19 protein-coding genes are annotated in these 17,493 nt (G+C 69.0%); 8 read left to right on the plus strand and 11 right to left on the minus strand.

The features are described from left to right. Positions 1–26 precede the first annotated feature (26 nt). From ACXJJV_RS05675 to ACXJJV_RS05695, 5 genes are read left to right on the plus strand one after another with little or no spacing between them, the layout of a single operon-like run. Positions 27–1,364 carry an FAD-dependent oxidoreductase gene (locus ACXJJV_RS05675; RefSeq protein WP_456467203.1) on the plus strand — a complete coding sequence of 446 codons (1,338 nt, stop codon included), beginning with the start codon at positions 27–29 and terminating at the stop codon, positions 1,362–1,364. Next, complete coding sequence (locus ACXJJV_RS05680; protein ID WP_456467204.1) at positions 1,361–1,873, plus strand: magnesium transporter; 513 nt, start codon at positions 1,361–1,363, stop codon at positions 1,871–1,873. Before ACXJJV_RS05675 ends, ACXJJV_RS05680 begins: the two co-directional genes overlap by 4 nt. After that, a complete protein-coding gene (locus tag ACXJJV_RS05685; protein WP_456467205.1) occupies positions 1,870–2,382 on the plus strand; it encodes a magnesium transporter in 513 nt (170 codons plus the stop codon). The genes ACXJJV_RS05680 and ACXJJV_RS05685 overlap by 4 nt, the downstream gene beginning before the upstream one ends. 6 nt (positions 2,383–2,388) lie before the next feature. Next, entirely contained in the window at positions 2,389–3,024 is a 636-nt protein-coding gene (locus ACXJJV_RS05690; RefSeq protein ID WP_456467206.1) for a potassium channel family protein, read from the plus strand. Further along, positions 3,017–3,313 (plus strand): transcriptional regulator, encoded by a 297-nt coding sequence (locus ACXJJV_RS05695; RefSeq protein ID WP_456467207.1) that lies wholly within the window; start codon positions 3,017–3,019, stop codon positions 3,311–3,313. The genes ACXJJV_RS05690 and ACXJJV_RS05695 overlap by 8 nt, the downstream gene beginning before the upstream one ends. Here the strand turns inward: ACXJJV_RS05695 and ACXJJV_RS05700 are convergent. From ACXJJV_RS05700 to ACXJJV_RS05720, 5 genes are read right to left on the minus strand one after another with little or no spacing between them, the layout of a single operon-like run. After that, positions 3,310–3,972 carry a hypothetical protein gene (locus tag ACXJJV_RS05700; protein WP_456467208.1) on the minus strand — a complete coding sequence of 221 codons (663 nt, stop codon included), beginning with the start codon at positions 3,970–3,972 and terminating at the stop codon, positions 3,310–3,312. The two genes, ACXJJV_RS05695 and ACXJJV_RS05700, sit on opposite strands and share 4 nt — an antisense overlap. Then, positions 3,956–4,717, minus strand: coding sequence for a hypothetical protein (locus ACXJJV_RS05705; protein ID WP_456467209.1), 762 nt, complete (start codon positions 4,715–4,717; stop codon positions 3,956–3,958). The genes ACXJJV_RS05700 and ACXJJV_RS05705 overlap by 17 nt, the downstream gene beginning before the upstream one ends. 4 nt (positions 4,718–4,721) lie before the next feature. Then, the gene (gene truA / locus ACXJJV_RS05710) at positions 4,722–5,483 is read right to left on the minus strand and encodes a tRNA pseudouridine(38-40) synthase TruA (protein WP_456467210.1); all 762 of its coding nucleotides are present in this window, start codon (positions 5,481–5,483) and stop codon (positions 4,722–4,724) included. Between the two features lie 6 nt (positions 5,484–5,489). Next, positions 5,490–6,392, minus strand: a complete 903-nt coding sequence (locus ACXJJV_RS05715) for an AIR synthase related protein (protein ID WP_456467211.1) — start codon at positions 6,390–6,392, stop codon at positions 5,490–5,492. Continuing rightward, positions 6,389–7,564, minus strand: coding sequence for a tripartite tricarboxylate transporter permease (locus ACXJJV_RS05720; RefSeq protein WP_456467212.1), 1,176 nt, complete (start codon positions 7,562–7,564; stop codon positions 6,389–6,391). The genes ACXJJV_RS05715 and ACXJJV_RS05720 overlap by 4 nt, the downstream gene beginning before the upstream one ends. 30 nt (positions 7,565–7,594) lie before the next feature. Here ACXJJV_RS05720 and ACXJJV_RS05725 point away from each other — a divergent pair, with 30 nt between their 5' ends. Continuing rightward, entirely contained in the window at positions 7,595–8,143 is a 549-nt protein-coding gene (locus ACXJJV_RS05725) for a hypothetical protein (RefSeq protein WP_456467213.1), read from the plus strand. Positions 8,144–8,194: 51 nt separating this feature from the next. Here ACXJJV_RS05725 and glmU read toward each other — a convergent pair whose 3' ends face one another. Together glmU and glmM are read right to left on the minus strand one after the other, a co-directional pair. Further along, positions 8,195–9,466 carry a bifunctional sugar-1-phosphate nucleotidylyltransferase/acetyltransferase gene (gene glmU, locus ACXJJV_RS05730; protein ID WP_456467214.1) on the minus strand — a complete coding sequence of 424 codons (1,272 nt, stop codon included), beginning with the start codon at positions 9,464–9,466 and terminating at the stop codon, positions 8,195–8,197. Next, positions 9,463–10,821 carry a phosphoglucosamine mutase gene (gene glmM, locus ACXJJV_RS05735; protein ID WP_456467215.1) on the minus strand — a complete coding sequence of 453 codons (1,359 nt, stop codon included), beginning with the start codon at positions 10,819–10,821 and terminating at the stop codon, positions 9,463–9,465. Before glmM ends, glmU begins: the two co-directional genes overlap by 4 nt. 12 nt (positions 10,822–10,833) lie before the next feature. Here glmM and ACXJJV_RS05740 point away from each other — a divergent pair, with 12 nt between their 5' ends. Then, on the plus strand, positions 10,834–11,640 hold the full coding sequence (locus tag ACXJJV_RS05740) for a TRM11 family SAM-dependent methyltransferase (RefSeq protein ID WP_456467216.1): 807 nt from the start codon (positions 10,834–10,836) through the stop codon (positions 11,638–11,640). A 64-nt stretch (positions 11,641–11,704) separates the two neighbouring features. Here the strand turns inward: ACXJJV_RS05740 and ACXJJV_RS05745 are convergent, their stop codons facing one another. The 4 genes from ACXJJV_RS05745 to cofG are packed head-to-tail and all read right to left on the minus strand — an operon-like array spanning position 11,705 to position 16,683. Next, positions 11,705–13,084 (minus strand): B12-binding domain-containing radical SAM protein, encoded by a 1,380-nt coding sequence (locus tag ACXJJV_RS05745; RefSeq protein WP_456467217.1) that lies wholly within the window; start codon positions 13,082–13,084, stop codon positions 11,705–11,707. Then, entirely contained in the window at positions 13,081–14,487 is a 1,407-nt protein-coding gene (gene gms / locus ACXJJV_RS05750; protein WP_456467218.1) for a glycerol monoalkyl glycerol tetraether synthase, read from the minus strand. Before gms ends, ACXJJV_RS05745 begins: the two co-directional genes overlap by 4 nt. 17 nt (positions 14,488–14,504) lie before the next feature. Beyond that, positions 14,505–15,593: a 5-amino-6-(D-ribitylamino)uracil--L-tyrosine 4-hydroxyphenyl transferase CofH gene (gene cofH, locus ACXJJV_RS05755; RefSeq protein WP_456467219.1), complete on the minus strand. Its 1,089-nt coding sequence runs from the start codon at positions 15,591–15,593 to the stop codon at positions 14,505–14,507. Positions 15,594–15,600: 7 nt separating this feature from the next. After that, a complete protein-coding gene (gene cofG / locus ACXJJV_RS05760) occupies positions 15,601–16,683 on the minus strand; it encodes a 7,8-didemethyl-8-hydroxy-5-deazariboflavin synthase CofG (RefSeq protein WP_456467220.1) in 1,083 nt (360 codons plus the stop codon). Between the two features lie 28 nt (positions 16,684–16,711). Here cofG and ACXJJV_RS05765 point away from each other — a divergent pair. Next, positions 16,712–17,493 (plus strand): class I tRNA ligase family protein (locus ACXJJV_RS05765; RefSeq protein ID WP_456467221.1); only part of this gene is annotated, 782 nt, incomplete at its 3' end.

A 17,493-nucleotide genomic window follows, 5' to 3' on the forward strand; every position in this document is an offset into this window, starting at 1 on the left:
CCCGGTCGGCCCGGCCGGGCCGAGCGATGCGCGTGGTGGTCGTTGGCGGAGGGGCCGCCGGCATCACCGCCGCCCGGACCGCCCGGGAGCGGGGCGCGGAGGTCACCCTGATTACCGAGGACGACCGCGTCGCCTACTCCCCCTGCGCCATCCCGTTCGTGCTCTCGGGCGAGATCGAGCGCGCGGAAGACATCGTCATGAGATCGCCCGAGTACTACGAGCGCATGGGCATCGACCTGCGCCTCCGAACCCGGGTGGAGGAGGTGGACCCGGAGGAGCGGGTGGTGGAGACCGAGGACGGGACGATCGGGTTCGACGCGGCGGTGCTCGCCGTAGGAGGTGAGCCGCTGATTCCCCCCATCGAGGGCGCGGAGCTGGACGGAGTGCTCACCGTGCGCCGGTTCTCGGACATCGAGCGACTGGAGCGGGCCGTTCGCTCCGCCGAGCGCGCGGTCGTGGTCGGGGCCGGTCCGATCGGGGTGGAGATGGCGCACGCGCTGCACCGGCGCGGCCTGAAGGTCACGCTGGTCGAGATGCTGGACCGGGTACTACCGCAGCTGCTGGACCGCGATCTCGCCGCTGAGCTCCAGGAGCGCATGGAGAAGGAGGGCGTCCGGGTCCTGCTGGGCGACCCCGTGGAGGAGATCCGCGGGGACGGGTCGGTGGAGTCCGTGGTGGTGGGTGGCGAGGAGCTCGAGGCGGACCTCGTGATAATGGCGGCCGGGGTTCGGCCCCGGATCGAGCTCTTCGAGGCCATGAACGCCGCCGTCACCCCGTTCGGGGTCAAGGTGGACCCGGCCCTGCGGGTGAAGACCGAAGACGGCGGCGTGTTCGAGGGGATTTACGCGGCCGGGGACTGCGCGGCCGACTGGTGCCCGATCACGGGTGAGCCGGTCCCCAGCCAGCTCGGGACCGTGGCCGTGCGCCAGGGTCGCGTCGCCGGACTCAACGCGGCGGAGGGTCCCCGGGTGACCTGGCCGGGAACGCTCAACACCGCGGTGGTCTGCGCGTTCGATCTGGAGGCGGCCGGGTGCGGGCTCACCGAGGCCCGGGCCGGGGACGTCGGGATGGAGGTGGTCTCGGCGACCGTCAGCTCGACGACCCGGGCCCGGTACTACCCGGGTGGAGAGGACCTCACGGTGAAGCTCGTCGCCGACGCCCACACCCATCGGATCGTGGGCGCTCAGGCGGTGGGCGGGGAGCGGGTGCGAGAGCGCGTGGACGCGATCGCCCTGGCGATCCGACTGGGGGCGAAGGTGGAGGACCTGCTGTCCTGGGACTACTCGTACTCTCCACCGGTGAGCCGCGTGGTGGAGCCCTTCTACGAGGCCGCAGAGCGGCTGCGGGAGGAGCTCCGAGGATGAACCCCACCCGGGACCTCCTCGCGGCCCTCTCCTCCCTGGCCGCCCTCGTGGCGATGGAGTCGTTCACGGGGTTCTCCCTGGAAGCGTTGAAGTCGAAGTGGGCCCGTCACCCCGAGCTGCTGGCGATGCTACCGGCGCTGATGGATTTCCGAGGGAACATCGCCCTGGCCCACTCCTCCCGCATGACGACGGCCGAGCACCTGGGGGACTCCGACCGGGCGGTGGAGAGCACCGTGGCCGCCCTGCTCGCGAGCCTCCTCATCCCCCCGGTCATCGCCCTGGTGACGCGCTGGTCTTACGGCGGTGACCTGGGTACCCTCGTCGCGGTCGCGCTCCTGACGGTGGTCTCGGTGGCCGCGGTGGTGACCCCGACCACGATCGGCGTGGTGCGGCTCTCCCTCCGGCTGGGCGCGGACCCGGACCGGGTGGCGCCCGCCGTCACGACGGCGCTGTCGGACGTGCTCACGGTCGTCTTCCTGTTCACGCTGTCGGAGGTGATCCTCCTTTGAGGCGCGGACTGGTGGGCGCGCTGACCTCCATGCTCACGGTGTCGGCCCTGCTGGCCGCCTGGAGCTCCTACGTGGGCTCCTTCCTCGCCCGCTTGGAGGCCAAGCTGGAGCACAACCCGGGGCTGGCCGCCGTGCTCCCCGTGCTCATGGCCGCGACCGGAGCCGCGGCGTCCTCCGTCGGCAGCAGCATCGCCACCCACGTGCACCTCGGCACGGTCAGCGCCCGCCGGGTCGCGTACGACACCGCCGTCCAGGGGTCCGCCCTGATCCTGGTCACGCTCGCGTACACGCTTGCGGTCAAGCTCACGTTCTCCGGCCGATCCTCCCTGGTGACCACCGTCCTACTCTCCACGACCCTCACGTACCTGCTCGCGGTACTCGTCGCGGTCGTCTCCACCTTCGCGAGCGTGAGGCTGGGGCTCGACCCCGATGACGTGGTGGGACCCGTCGTGACGACGGCGGCCGACTCCGCCGGCATCCTGATCACGCTGCTGCTGGCCCCGGGGTAGGTCTCCTTGAGCGGGGAAGGGAAGGGAGAGGAGGAGAAGGACCTGAAGCGGATTGAGGACATCCTCAAGCGCCGGACCGTCGTCGACCTGCTGATCGAGATGAAGAACCTGGCGCAGCTCTCCGTGGACCTCTCCTACGCCGTCCTCCTGTCCGGGAGCGAGGAGTTGGCGGACGAGGTGAGCAGGATCGAGTCCCGGCTCGACGAGCTCTCCCTGGCCCTCCGAGCCAAGCTGGCGCTGGCGGTTCGGAGCGTGGAGGACGTGAAGCGGCTGCTCCCCATCATGGAGCTGGCACAGGCCATGGAGGTGATCACCGACGCGGCCAACGACGTGGCCGAGACCGTCGCGATGGGGGCCGAACCCCACCCGATCGTGAAGGAGGCGATCGAGAGGTCCGAGGAGAAGTTCAAGCTGGTGCGCGTCGAGGAGGGGTCCGAGCTCGACGGCCGCACCCTGGGCGAGCTGAAGCTCGCCAGCGAGACGGGGATGCACGTGGTGGCCATCCGACGGGGAGAGACCTGGATCGTGGGGCCCGATAAGCACACCGAGATCCGGGCCGGGGACGTGCTCATCGTCCGCGGTCGAGAGGAGGGGTTTAAGCGGCTGAAGCGCCTCGCCAGGGGAGCCCGCGAGGGTGAGTGAGTGGAGGACCCGGCGCGAGAAGATCATTCAACTGCTGACGGAATCCCGCGAGCCCCTGACCATCGACGAGATCGCCGCCATGGTCGGCGAGGACGACCGGAGGAAGATCATCGAGGACCTGGAACACATCGCCAAGACCGTCCGGAAGGAGGGGAAGCGGCTCCTGATGGAACCGGCCCGGTGCAACAAGTGCGGCTACGTGTTCAAGAGCGCCCGCGTTCGACCCCCCTCCCGGTGCCCCCGGTGCAAGTCCGAGTGGATTCAGCCTCCCCGATTCACCATCCGTTAGGCCTCCTCCCGGAGCAGACCCAGGTGAAGCTCCAGCCACCCTTCCCCGACGGGCACCCTCAGGTAATCGCCCACCACCCGGGCCCGACCCACCGACCTCACGCCGGACTCCGACGCCTCCACCACCTCCAGCCGCTCCGTCACCCCGATCATGCGGCCCGGACGAACGAATCCCAGCGGCCGACACCGCGCGCCGTCCACCTCCAGGTAACCCGACTGCAGGTTGAACGCGAGCCGATCCCACCGGATCCAAACGCCGTCCCTCTCCCCGGTCACGACCAGGCTCTCGTGCGTCCTGACCGTGAAGTTCCGACCAAAAAAGGCCAGAACGTACCGGCCCCCCACCCGCCGAATGTCCAGGTAGACCTCGCCCACCCGGCGGTGGGGAACCATCGAGGGGACGACGATCCCCCGACCCACCTTCTGCACCCGAACCGGCTCCACCAGCGCCCCCTCCTCCGCGCGCACGGGCACCGCGTAGTACCCGGCCCTCGACCTCACCGTCACCAGGCACATCGTCCGGAACTTCTCCAGCCCCGCCACCCTACCCAACTCCACGTACCCATCGTGGGAGCGCCTCATTACCTCCATTCTACTCCCGATCTCCGGGCCGTCGCACCGCACCGGAGGCTCCTGCACGTTCTCAGGGAGACGCAGCATCCAGCAGCTCCCCCTCGAGCTCGACGACCCTCTTCACGAGGTCCATCACGATCTCCGAGGTTCTCCCAGACACGACCGCAGGGCTCCAGCTGAACATCCGGTACCCGGAGTTCCTGGACGTCAGCACGCCCGCCGCCTCCAATGCGTCCAGGAGCCGGGTCCCCAGACTGAACCTGCGCAGGTCGGGGCACAGTCCCCGGAGGATCTCCGTGGCCGACAGGTACTCCAGGCGCACCCTCCGCACGTCCCACCTCGCGATCCGACCCAGGACCGCGGACCCCGTCCTTCGCACGAACGCGCGCACGTTCCGCTCCATCTCCTCCGCCCGCAGCCCCTCGACCGCGGGACACACCCCGTGCGGGGGCCAGGAAGCCAGCTCGTCCCCGCTTCCCCGGTCCGACCTCACGAACTCAACCTCAACCCTCCGGTGCAGCCTCGAGGGTATGAAGTCCAGGAACACCTGAGAGTGCACCAGCAGCCAGGCCTTCCGGACCCTCCTCATCAGCGCGGAAAGCACGTTGTGCACCTTCGACCTCATCACGCGCAGCGGGTGCTCGTCCGAGCATCCCACCCACTCGTGGGCCGCCGGCACGTCGATGTGGCGCAGCACCAGCCTCTCCTCCGACCCGACCTCGGACGTGATCCCGGAGAGCGAGGACGCGCGCGACGCGTCCAGAACCTCACCGTCCTCCGGGAGCGCCGGGGCGGGATCGTAGCACGGGGGGCAGACCACGACCCTGAGCATGCCCTCAGCCCTCCCCACCGACCCTTAGTAATAACTTACCCCCGTGCGGTATTATATCCGTGTGAGGGAACCAGCACTCGCACTCATCCAGATTGACCTCGCGGTACTCCACCCGCCAGAGCACCAGGCCCTCGGCGGGCAGGCACCGAGGCTTCTCCCCCGGTCCGTACTCGCCCGACAGGAGCCGGTCCGCGTCCTCCGGCTCCCGGTGACCCCACCCCACCTCCCACACGAACCCCGCCATCCTCCGCACCATCTCCCACAGAAACCGCTCGGCCCGCACGCGCAGCACGTGAACCCCGGGCGCCCACTCAACGAGCTCGCACTCCTCGACCCGCACCCTCGGGTCACGACCGTCCTCCCGACGGAACGCGGAGAAATCGTGCTCCCCCGACAGCCTCCTCGCCGCCTCCTCGGCCGACTCCGGGTCCCTCAGCGGGCCCAGGAAGTACCGATACTCCTTCGCCACGGCGTCCCGCCTCGGGTCGAAGTCCGGGTCCACCCGGGCGGACGACACCACCCGGATGTCCTCCGGCAGCCGGGCGTTCAGGGCCCCCGGCACCGCCCGCTCGAGCTCGCCCCTCACCGTCACCACCTGGTACCGTGCGTGGGCCCCGGCGTCGGTCCTCGAGGCGTAGCCGACCAGCTCCAACCCCAGCTCCGACAGCGCGCGCCGCAGCTCCCCCTCCACCGTGGGCACGTCGGGCTGGTACTGGAACCCGTGGTAGTTGGACCCGTCGTAGGCGACCCGCAGGGCCGCCGGCACCCGGGCCTACCCCGGCGGCTTGTACGGCAACCGCTTGAAAACCTCGATCATCTCCTCCCGGGAGACGAGCTCCCGATCCCCGAACCACACCCCGGGCTCCTCGACGATCTCCCCCGCCACGGTGAACGGGCAGTCCTCCTCGAACGCGATCTCGGCCGCCCGCTCCACGTCGTCCGGGTGGATGCACACCATGAAGACGCCCAGGTAGCCCGTCCAGGTGGAGTAAGGCATCGACCTCAGCACGACCCCGCGGCGGGCCTTACCCAGCATCTCCAACAGGTTACCCAGGATCCCGCCCCGACTGGCGTCCTTGGCCGCGCTGATGTCGAGCCCCTCCCGGAGGAACCTTAGGAAGGCGTTGAACTTCACCCGGGCCCGCCGTACCCGCTCCCCCACCTCCCCGCGCACCGGCTCGCCCAGGAAGACCAGCTTGTCACCCGGTCGCGCCGTCCCGTCCGGAACCGGCTCCTCGGCGACGAGGCGGCCGATCACGGTCACGGACACGCACGGGACGAGCTCCGGATGGGACTGCGTGTTCCCGCCCAGGATCCGGATCCCCAGCCCCTCCGCCTGCCGGTGCAGGTCCTCGAGGATCTCCTCCGCCTGCTCCTCGTCCTCCGCCTGCACGGAGTCGAAGGCCACCAGTGGCTCCCCACCCGTCACCACCACGTCCGCGGCCGAGTGAATGATCGCCGTCTTCCGCCCGATCTTCGCCGGGTACGGCCCCTCCATGTTGATAACCAGGCGCTCGCCGCCCACCTCCAGGACCGTCGCATCGTCCCCCTGCAGCGGGCCCAGGAGCACCTCCCACTCCTCCGGGCCCTCCCGGAACAGCCGTCGGCAGAAGTTCGTCTCCTCGATGTGCTCCAGCAGCCGCTCCAGGTCCACCTCCTCCGGGAGCTCGCTCAACCCCACACCCCCGCGAGCCTCAGCGCCGTGGGCACGGCGAGCGCGGCGCTGCACACCGACGGATCCACGCCCCTCCTCAGCGCGTAAATCCCTATTCCCGAGCAGACCAGGCAGAGCCCCAGCGCGCCCGGTCCCCGGCCCGCCGACAGCGCCAGGAGCGCCAGGGTCACGACCACGGTCGCCACCTGGGCGCGGGCCCCGGTCAGCACCGCCCCGAAGACCCGCGAGGAGCGCACCAGCAACCACGTCCCGACCGGCAGGGTCGCGGCGTACAGGCCGGCGGCCTCCAACGCCTCTCCCCACGTCATCCCGCCCAGGTGCTCCTGCAGGAACACCGAGGCCCCGCTCCGAGGGTTGCCCAGCGCGTAGAGCGCGACGATGGAGGTGAGGTTGTCGGAGGCGTCCACCCCGGAGACCACCATGATGTACTCGTCCGCCCGCCGGATCCCCAGCCGCCGCAGGAGGGACACCACGTTCGCCGGCCCCAACCCGGGCAGCAGTCCTAGCACCACCCCGGTGAGCGTCCCCAGAACGCCGCAGCGGAGCAGGTCAACGCCGGAGACGCGCGGCCTCGCCCGACCCTGCCCCGGGATCTCGGGCCGGTTCAGCGCGCAGGAGAGCCCGGGACCGACCGCGTAAAACCCGGTCAGCATCGACTCGATCGGCCCCGGAACGTTCATCGAGCCCCACAGCAGGGCCAGGCAACCCACGCCCGCGCTGGCCCCGGAGACCACCAGCCCGTCCAGCCCGTTGTCCACCGCCTGGACCCCGATCACCGCGAGCACGAGCGCGGGCACCGCCGGACGGAGCGCCCCGTAAACCTTGGGTGCCACCCCGGACAGCGCCAGCACGAGCGGTGCGGTGATCAGGGCCGTCGACAGGGTGCCCAGGGCGGAGAGCCGGGCGGCCTCCTCCGCCCGGCCGGCGAGCGCGTACCGCTGAAACGGAACCAGCACGGCCGTCGTCGTCTGATCGTCCGGCACGCCCAGAAACATGCTTTCAAGCTTGGATACCGGGGCGTTGATCGCGGAAGCCGTCACGGCAAACGATAACAGGTCGTCGCGACCCATCGGGCCCGGGTCGTACTCCGAGAAGAACGTGTTCGGGTGCAGCCCCGGAACGTACCCGGAGAGCACGCCGGCTAGCAGTCCTAAGAACGAGCCCCCGAGCAATTAAACCCCCTCCGGGGAGTGCCGGCCGGGATGTTGAAGCAGCTCTGGAACTCGTTTGCGGTGGGGATGGGCGCCGCCTGGATCCTGGGCCTGGTGGCCCTGTCGATCGCAACCCTGGGGGCGGTACCCACCCTACTGCTGCTGCTGACGACCTCGCTCGTGATAGGGGTGTCCACGTACCGGACCCTCTCCCCCATCTCGGCGACGATCCGAGGGGCGGGCCTACTGGCGCTGCTGCTGGTGAACCTGGCCCGACTCCGGTACCCGAACCCCCTCCTGGCGGCCGCCGTGCTGATCCCGCTGTTCCTCATCGACCGACGCTGGTTCCTGGCGGTCCTGGCCGCGTCCGGACTCGTGCTGATCCTCCGAGCCGTGGTGGAGTTCCACCTGGCGATGATGGAGGTGAACCCGGAGTACCGGGTCCGGGTCACCTGGCTGGCCGAGCTCCTCTCCAGGATCTGGAGCGGAACGATGGAGTGGCTTCGGGAGCTCGTAACGGTCTCCCGGGCGCACGGGAGCGAGCTACGCGGCTCGCTGACGGTCTGGGGGAAGAGGCTGCTCCGGTGGGCGATGAGCTAGGGGCGCGTCCGCGGTCCAATCGTCATCATCGATCAGCAGCGCGGGACGTCGTCATCCGCGCCCGTCCCAGTCCACGAGCACGCCGTCCACCAGCATCTTACCCTCCGGGACGTTCTTACGCACGACCGCGCCCGGGGCCGTGGCCGCGTACGGACCGAGCTTCCGACCCGGGAGGATCGAGGTGTTGATCCCTGTCTTCACCCCGTCCCCGAGCACCGCCCCGAACTTCCGGCGACCCGTATCTTCCAGCTCGCCCTTCACGACCACCCTCACGTTCCGCTCGTCGTGCCGGAGGTTGGCGATCACCGTGCCGGCACCCAGGTTGCACTCGGCCCCGATGACGCTGTCCCCGACGTAGGAGAGGTGACTCACGTTCGTGCCCTCCATGACGATCGAGTTCTTGATCTCCACCGCCTGCCCCACGCGCACGTTCCCGACCAGCGTCGTGGCGGGCCGCACGTAGCAGTTGGGACCCAGCTCGCACCCCGGCCCGATGTACGCGGGCCCCTCCACTACCGTGCCCGGCCTGAGCACGGCGCCCTCCGCCACCCACACCGGGCCCCGGAGCTCGACGCCCTCCTCCACGACCCCCTCCACCTCCGGCCGGCCCATGACGTTCCTGAGCGCCCACTCGTTCGCGTCCAGCAGGTCCCACGGCCGACCCACGTCCAGCCAGTACACGTCCTGCGGAACGCCCTTGACCCCCTCCTCCCGCGCCGCCGCCAGCAGCGCGTCCGTGAGCTCGAACTCGCCCCTCGGGGACAGCCTCACCTCCTCCAGGTACCGCCCGAACTCCGGCTCCAGCACGTACACGCCCGCGTTCGCCAGGTTCGAGGGCGCCTCCCCCGGATCTGGCTTCTCCACCAGCTCCCGCACGTACCCGTCCTCCAGCCTCACCACGCCGAACTCGGAGGGGTCGTCCACCTCCACCAGGGCCATCGAGGCGATACCCTCGTGCTCCTCCACCGTCCGCTCCACGAGCGCGGGATCGAACACCAGGTCACCGTTCGTCACGAGCACGGGCTCGTCCGGATCCACCTCCCGCCACGCCACGTACACGGCGTGCGCCGTCCCCAGCGGCTCCCCCTGCCGAACGAACGAGAGCTCGACCTCGCCACCCCACCGATCCTCCACGTACCGCTCCACCTCCTCCGCCCGGTACTCCGTAACCACCACCAGCCGCTCCACGCCCACACCCACCAGCGCCTCGATGGAGAAATCGATCAGCCTGCGGTCCGCCACCGGCAGCAGCACCTTAGGTCGAGTCCGCGTCAGTGGCCGCATCCGCGTTCCCTCACCGGCGGCGAGCACGACGCCGATCATCCTCCCACCTCCCTCAGGCACTCCCTCACCAGCCGTACGAACTCATCCCTCAACTCCTCCGCACGCTCCCTCGACTCCGCCTCCACCGTGACCCGGACCAGCGGCTCGGTCCCGGACGGCCGAACCAGGGCCCACCCATCCTCCAGCTCAACCCGAACCCCGTCCACCGTGTCGATCCGATCGTACTCCTCCCGCACGCGCCGCTCGACGCACTCCATCACCTTAGGCTTAAGCTCCTCCGGGCACTCCACGCTCTCCCTCAGCGTCGGGTACCGAGGCACCTCCTCCAACAGCTCGGACAGCGGCCGACCCTCCTCCACGAGCAGACTCACCATCCAGGCCGCGGAGAGCGGGCCGTCCGGGCACAGGTGCACGTCCGGGTGAATCCACGTCCCGTTCGGCTCCCCACCGAACACGCAGCCCTCCCGCTTGATCGCCTCCGCCACGTACACGTCGCCCACCCTCGTCCGGACCACCTCACCGCCCAGCTCCCGCACGACCTCGTCCACCACCATCGAGGCGTCCACGTTGACCGCCACCTTGCCCGCGCCCTTCTCCTCCAGGATCCTACGACACACGAGCGCCAGCACCTCGTCGTACCCGGCGAACTCGCCCTCCTCCGTCACGAACACGACCCGATCCGCGTCCCCATCGTGCGCGATCCCGAGGTCGGCGCCGACCGACCGCACCGCCCGCATGAGGTCCTCCAGGTGCTCCGGCCGGGGCTCCGGGTGCCGGCCCGGAAAGTGCCCGTCCAGGTGCGCGTTGAGCGTGATCACCTCGCACCCCATCTCCCGCAGCACCACCGGGGTGACCAGGGCCGACGGGCCGTTCGCGCAGTCCACCACCACGCGCAGGCCCTCACCGTCCGCGCCCACCTCCTCCAGGATCCGCTCCACGTGCACGCGGGGCGCGCTTCCATCCCCCTCAGCCTCCCGAAACTCCCGCCACCCTGGGTAGCTCAGCTCGCCGTCCATGAGCTCCTCGATCTCGCGCTCCTGATCCGGGGTGAAGGCCATCCCATCCTCGTTCCAGAACTTGATCCCGTTGTACTCCGGGGGATTGTGCGAGGCCGTGACCATCACGCCCGCGTCCAGCCCCTCCTCGACCACGTAACAGCCCAGCGTGGGCGTGCAGACCACGCCCACGTCCACGACCCGACAACCCTGAGAGAGCAGGCCCGCGATCACCGCCGAGGCGATGGCCTGACCGTGCACCCGAGCGTCCCGGCCCACGGCCACCTCGCCACCGCCCAGGTACTCACCCAGCGCCCGGCCGGCCCGCAACGCGAGCTCCGGCGTCAGGAACTCGCCCACCTTACCCCGGATCCCGGACGTCCCGAAGTACCTGCCCAAGGGGGACCCCCCGTGCACGCGTTCCTGCTGGCGGGGGACAACGTCGAGCTGGCGTTAATGGAATTAAAGGGCGCGCTCCGGGCGGAGGTGGGCGAGGGGAAAATTGAGGTTCGGGACCGGGTCGCGGTGGTGAGGGGACTCACCGACGGGGAGGCGCGCCGCGTCATCCGCCGACTCGCGCGATCCCACGCGGTCTACCGGCTGGGGGAAGGAGAGCGGAGGCTCAAGGTGGGGGACGAAGTCCACCCGGCCCGACCGCTCGCCCGCCGCGAGAAGCTCTCGGACCGCAAACCGCACAAACGCCCCGAGTTCATGCCCGACTCCACGGAACCGTTCCTCGCCCGCGCCCTGGTCAACCTGGCCGAGGCGCGGCGCGGGGAAAGGCTGCTCGATCCCATGTGCAACGTGGGTGGGATCCTCATCGAGGCCGGCCTGATCGGCTGCGTGCCCGTGGGCGTGGAGGTCCGAAGGGAACTCGTGAGGCGGGCGGAGCGTAACCTAAGGCACTACGGAATCGAGGAGTACGAGCTGCACGCGGGACGGGCGGAGGAGGTGGACGAGATCCTGGAAGAACCCGTGCAGGCCGCCGCCGTGGACCCACCGTACGGTCGGTCCTCGTACATCGAGGGGGGCCCGGTCGAGCGGCTGCTACTGAACACCCTGGACGCACTCTCCGAGGTCGTCGAGGGCAAGATCGCCCTGACGGTCCCCGAGGAGGCCTGGGAGGAGGTGAGGGAGGGCGTCTCCCGGGTGGAAGCGGAGGTTCGGGACCGCGTGCACCGAAGCCTCACCAGGATCATCGCCGTGGTGAGACCGTAACGTTCGGATGATGACCGCGGACCGCGCCTGACGCGTGATGAATTTTCGGGGAGCTGACACCCCCTCACAGGAGCCGCCGCAGGTACGTTATCACCGCCCGGGCCCCGGACGTGATTATCCGCTTGAACAGGAACAGCTTGCCCTCGCGCAGGGCATCCAGCAGGTACCTGGGGTTGAGGTAGTACGAAATGTACGCCCGCTGCAGCAGCCGACCCAACTCCTCCCGGCTCAGGTGCTCGGTCCTCATCACCGGATCCAGCGTGGTGTACTTGGACCAGTCTCGCACCTCGATTAGCCCCTTCTCCTCGGCTATATCGTACAACGGGGTGCCCGGGTAAGGCGTGCATACCGTGAACTGTACGTAGTCTGGTCTAACTCGGTGAGCGAACTTAATCGTCCTTAGAACGTCCTCCCTATCCTCCCATGGAAACCCCAGTATGAACGACAGTAGTATCTCTAATCCGTACCGCTTCGCCACCTTTCTACATCCAATAATATCTCGAACCGTGATCCCTTTGTTAATTTTCTTCAGCGTCTCATCGCTGGCCGACTCCGCCCCCACGTAAACCGCGGTGCACCCGTGATCACGCAGGATTTTGGCGACCTCGGGCGTGAGCAGGTCCGCCCGCGCGCCGCAGTCCCAGGGGACGTCGATCCCCTCCTCCCGCATTCCCTCGCAGATCTCCTTCAGCCGGCGCTTGTACACGGTGAACACGTCGTCCACGAACTCGATCCTGTCCACCTTGAGCTCCTCCACCAGGTAGCGCAGCTCTTCCACCACGAGCTCCGGGCTCTTCCCCCTCCACCTCGGCCCGAAGAGTCGGGACGAGGCGCAGAAGATGCACCGGAACGGGCACCCGCGGCTCGTAATCACCGGGGCGAACCTGACTCCATCCGCCGCGTAGTTATCCAGGTTCACCTTATCGTACGCCGGAATCGGCAGTCGGTCTAGGTCCTCCGGCTTCCTTCGGTCCGGGTTCCGCACGATCCGGGAGCCGTCCCGGTACGTGACGCCCTCGATGTCGGAAAAGTCGGGCTCGCCCCACCCGTCCACCTCCTCCAGCACCCGGGTGGTCGTCGTCTCCCCCTCGCCCCGGATGACCACGTCGGCTCGACCCTCCCTCAGGGCCTCCCGGTCCATGAAGGTGGGGTGCGGCCCGCCCAGGAACACGAACTTACCCAGCTCCTTCGCCAGCCTGGCGACCCGGTAGGCGGACGGGGCCACCGGGGTGGTGGCCGTGATGCCGATCGCGTCGTACTTCTTCAGCACGCCGGGCAAGTCCTCCATGCCGACGCCCTCGGCGGGGCAGTCCAGGATGTCCACGTGGAACCCCTCTTCCTCGAGCTTGGCGGCCAGGTGCACCAGCCCGAGCGGGAACGAGGAGACCCCGAGCACCCGGGCGATGTTGTCCTCGAACGGCGGCTGAACGAGCAGCACCTTCATTCCTCGGATCCCCCGGTCACGATGCATCCGGGGTCCGGGCCGCGCACGTCGCCCGTGATCGCGTAGGCGCGGGCCCTGCACCCGCCGCACACGTACCGGAACTCGCACTCACCGCACGGGTCCTTCAGCCCGTCGCGGTCCCGGCACGCCCAGAAGACCTCGTGATCCCACAGATCCTCCGGGTCGTCCTCCAGGATGTTCCCCACCTTGACCGGCAGGAACACGCACGGCTGCACGTCGCCGTTCGGTCGGATGGCCATCAGGAACCGACCGGCCCCGCACCCGCCCAGGAACTCCAGCAGCGGCTCGATCCACCTACCCTTCCCCGCGTACGCGAAGTGCGTGCCGTAGAGAATCTCCGAGTCGCCCGCCTCGTTCATCTCCAGGCTCACGCGGGCCATCTGCGGCGCGGTGGAGTAGATCAGGATGTCCCGATCGGAGGCCTCCCGGACGAGCGTGCGGAGCACCTCCTCCCGCAGCTCCGGCGGCAGGTCCAGCTCCCGTCGGAATCGACCCTGCCCCGTGGGGATGAAGTTGAACACGGCCACGCCGTCGACCCCGAGGTCCTCGGCCAGGTCCAGCAGCCTTGGGATCTCGCTCACGTTGTTTCGGTGCACGGTGAAGGCGATGACGGTCATCATGTCCGTCTCGACGCAGTGGCGGATGCCTTCCACCGCGCGCTCCCAGGCACCCTTCACGCCGCGAAACCGGTCGTGCGTCTCGGGATCGGCCCCGTCCAGGCTGATCTCCACGTACTCCACGCCGGCGGCCTCCAGCCGCTCCGCCGTGTCCCGGTCGATGAGGGTCCCGTTCGTGGCGAGGGCCGTGAACATGCCCTCGTCGGCGGAGGCCTCCGCCAGCTCGAAGAAGTCATCCCGCATCAGGGGCTCGCCGCCGGAGAACGCCAGTCCTGGCACGTTCCACCCAGAGAGCCGCTCGATGACCTCAAGGGCCCTCTCGGTGTTCAGCTCCCCGGGCGCGGGTCGGCCCGCGTTCGAGTAGCAGTGCTTGCAGCGCAGGTTGCACAGCCCTGTCACGTCCCAGATCGCCATGTACGGGGCGGAGGGGACGAAGGGTTTCCGGACCCCGTACCGGTAGATGCCCAGCAGCGTCACCGCGATCCCGCGCCGGTACGAGTCCGCCGATAGCATCTCCCGGAGCCGCTCCTCCCCTACGCCGACCGCTCCGGCCGTCTTCTCCAGGAACTTCCGCACCAGCCGGGCCGCGGTCCTGCACTTCCAGCACGCGTCCTCCCGGTCGCCGTAGGCCACGTCCAGCGCGACCTTGATGCGCACGTCCCCACACGACTCGCACCGCTTGACGCCCATCTTCATCAGCTTCCGGCCGGGGCCCGAGCTCAGCACCTTGTCCAGGACTCGGACGAACTCCCCAACCTTCGTCATGACGGGATGCACCTCCGCTAGTACACCTTCACGGGCTCGTAGAGCGTGGTGCGCTGCACGGGGGTGAACCCCGCCTCGCGGATGATCTCAACCATCTCCTCGGGCTCGAGACGCTCGCCCTCGGTCGCCCCCGCCTCCCGCGAGATGTTCTCCTCCATGAGCGTCCCACCCAGGTCGTTCGCGCCCGCGTGCAGGGCGGCCTGGGCGAGCTTGACCCCCAGCTTGACCCACGAGGCCTGGACGTTCGGGATCACGGGTCCCAGGTACAGGCGCGCGACGGCGTGCACTAGCAAGTCGGTCATCCCGGAGACGCCGGGCCGGGCTTGACCCTCCCGATACAGCGGCGAGTTCGCGTGCACGAACGAGAGCGGGACAAACTCCGTGAACCCGCCCGTGTCCTCCTGGATGCTCCGAAGCCGCTTAAGGTGATCGATCCAGTCGCGCGGGGAGTCCACGTGGCCGTACATCATCGTGCAGGTGGTCGGGATGCCCATCTCGTGCGCCGTCCGAACGATCCGCTCCCACTCGTCCGCGTCGATCTTGTCCGGGCAGATCCGCCTGCGAACCCGGGGGGAGAAGATCTCCGCCGCCGTGCCCGGCATCGAGTCCAGCCCGGCCCGCTTCAGCTCCCGTAGCACCTCCTCGAGCTCCTCACCGGCCAGCCGGCAGCAGTACTTGACCTCCATCGGAGAGTAACCGTGAATGTGAATGTCCGGGGCCTGCGACTTGATCTCCTCCAGGATCTCCAGGTAGTACTCGAACGTGGCGTCAGGGTGCAGCGCGCCCTGCACGCAGACCTCCGTCGCCCCCCGGTCCCGGGCCTCGGCCGCCCGCTCCCCCACCTCCTCGGGCGACATCATGTAGGCGTCCGGGTCGTCCGGGTCCCGCCGGAACGCGCAGAACCTGCACCGGTTAATGCACACGTTGGTGAAGTTAATGTTTCGATTCACAACGAACGTAACCTGCTCCCCGACCAGCCTCAGCCGGGCCTCGTGCGCGGCCTCCAGCACCTTGTACGGGTTGATCTTCCCCTCCAGCGCCCGCAGCGCGGTCCCCTCGTCGATCCCGCCCGACACCGCCATGTTGACCAGCTCGTCCACGCTCACGTCGTCCTCATCCTCCCGCCGCGAACCCCTCCTCGTCCGCGAGCTCCTCGATGAGGTCCGCGAGGTTCGCATGGTACCAGCCCCTACGCACGTACTCCGGGTATATGGGCAGGCGCTCCCGTAGCCGTAGTCCCACCTCCTCGGTGAGTCTTTTCAGCTCTTCAATCTCCGGCCACGGGGCCTCGGGATTCACGTAATCCTTCGTGACCGGGGAGACGCCGCCCCAGTCGTTGGCCCCCGCCAGCAGCGCCAGCTGCCCGGTCTCCCGGTTCAGGTTGGGCGGCACCTGCACCGGCACGTCCGGGAGCGTGAGCCGCGCCCACGCCACCGTCCTGAGCAGGTCCGCCGGCGTCGGCTCCGGGTGATCCTCCATCGGGATCTCCGGCTTGGCCCGGAAATTCTGGACGATCACCTCCTGCACGTGCCCGTACCGCTCGTGCAGCTCGCGGATCCTCTCCAGCGTCTCCACCCGCTCCTCCCACGTCTCCCCGATCCCGATGAGGATCCCGGTGGTGAACGGGACCTTCAACCGCCCCGCGTGCTTGAGCACCCGCAGCCGCTCCTCCGGCCGCTTGCCCGGCGAGCGCTCGTGCGGCCCACCCTCCCCGCACAGCCGGTCCGAGAGGATCTCCATCATCAGCCCCAGGCTCGCGTTCCACCGGCGCAGCTTCCGCATCTCCGACCGGGTGATCACCCCGGGGTTGCTGTGAGGGAGCATGCGGTACTCCTCCACGCACCGCCGGCACAGGTCGACCAGGTACTCGATCGTGCTCGAGTACCCGTGCTCCTCCAGCCACTCCAGCGCCTCGTCGTACCGCTCCTCGGGCCGCTCCCCGAACGTGAACAGGACCTCCTTGCAGCCGGCGCGCCGGCCCGCCTCCACTATCTTGAAAACCTCCTCCGGGGAGAGGTAGGGGGACTCCACCTCGTCCGGCTCCCGCCGGAACGTGCAGTACCGGCACCGGTTCCGGCAGAGCCTCGTCAGCGGTACGAACACGTTCTTCGAGTAGGAGACCACGTTACCGAACCTTTTTCGGGCCACCTCGTGGGCGCGCCGCATCAGGTCCAGCAGCTCCGACCCGACGACCACCGGGACCGCCCCCGACGGGGGTCTGGGGTTGGAGCCCGGCCCCGAGCTGGAGCGCGAGATCCAGAAGCGCTGGGAGCGGGAGGACCTGCTGGGTAAGGTCCGCGAGAGGAACCGGGACGGGCCCATCTTTTACTTCCTGGACGGGCCCCCGTACGCCAGCGGCTCGATCCACCTGGGCACCGCCTGGAACAAGATCATCAAGGACGCCGTCAACCGGTACCGGCTCATGCGCGGGTACCGGGTCCGCCTACAGCCCGGCTGGGACTGCCACGGCCTCCCGATCGAGGTGAAGGTTGAGCAGGAGGTCCTCTCGGACGAGATCGAGTGCAAGAAGGACATCGAGGAGAAGGTCGGCGTCGACCGGTTCGTTGAGAAGTGCAAGGAGTTCGCCCTCAAGCACGTCGAGATCATGACGAGGCAGTTCAAGCGTCTCGGCGTCCTGATGGATTGGGACCACCCGTACATGACCCTGGACAACGAGTACATCGAGGGCGCCTGGTACACGCTCAAGCGCGCCCACGAGCGCGGCCTCCTCGCCCGCGACGTGCGCATCGTCAACTGGTGCCCCCGGTGCGAGACCGCGCTCGCCGACCACGAGGTCGAGTACAAGGAGATCGAGGACCCCTCCATCTTCGTCCTGTTCCCCGTCGAGGACGACTCGGAGGCCGGGGTGGACCTGCCCGACAACGCCGCCCTGCTGATCTGGACGACCACGCCCTGGACCCTGCCGGCCAACCTGGCCGTCGCCGTGCACCCCGAGGAGGAGTACGTGCTCGCGCGCGCCGAGGTGAACGGCGAGGAGTGGCACCT

The sequence above is a fragment of the Methanopyrus sp. genome (assembly GCF_053997775.1).

Excerpts from the sequence above, each read along its gene's own strand:
- ACXJJV_RS05675 (WP_456467203.1), top strand. The coding sequence starts at position 27 with ATGCGCGTGGTGGTCGTTGGCGGAGGGGCCGCCGGCATCACCGCCGCC.
- ACXJJV_RS05680 (WP_456467204.1), top strand. The coding sequence starts at position 1,361 with ATGAACCCCACCCGGGACCTCCTCGCGGCCCTCTCCTCCCTGGCCGCC.
- ACXJJV_RS05700 (WP_456467208.1), bottom strand. The coding sequence starts at position 3,972 with ATGCTGCGTCTCCCTGAGAACGTGCAGGAGCCTCCGGTGCGGTGCGAC.
- ACXJJV_RS05705 (WP_456467209.1), bottom strand. The coding sequence starts at position 4,717 with ATGCTCAGGGTCGTGGTCTGCCCCCCGTGCTACGATCCCGCCCCGGCG.
- ACXJJV_RS05725 (WP_456467213.1), top strand. The coding sequence starts at position 7,595 with ATGTTGAAGCAGCTCTGGAACTCGTTTGCGGTGGGGATGGGCGCCGCC.
- glmU (WP_456467214.1), bottom strand. The coding sequence starts at position 9,466 with ATGATCGGCGTCGTGCTCGCCGCCGGTGAGGGAACGCGGATGCGGCCA.
- ACXJJV_RS05745 (WP_456467217.1), bottom strand. The coding sequence starts at position 13,084 with ATGAAGGTGCTGCTCGTTCAGCCGCCGTTCGAGGACAACATCGCCCGG.
- gms (WP_456467218.1), bottom strand. The coding sequence starts at position 14,487 with ATGACGAAGGTTGGGGAGTTCGTCCGAGTCCTGGACAAGGTGCTGAGC.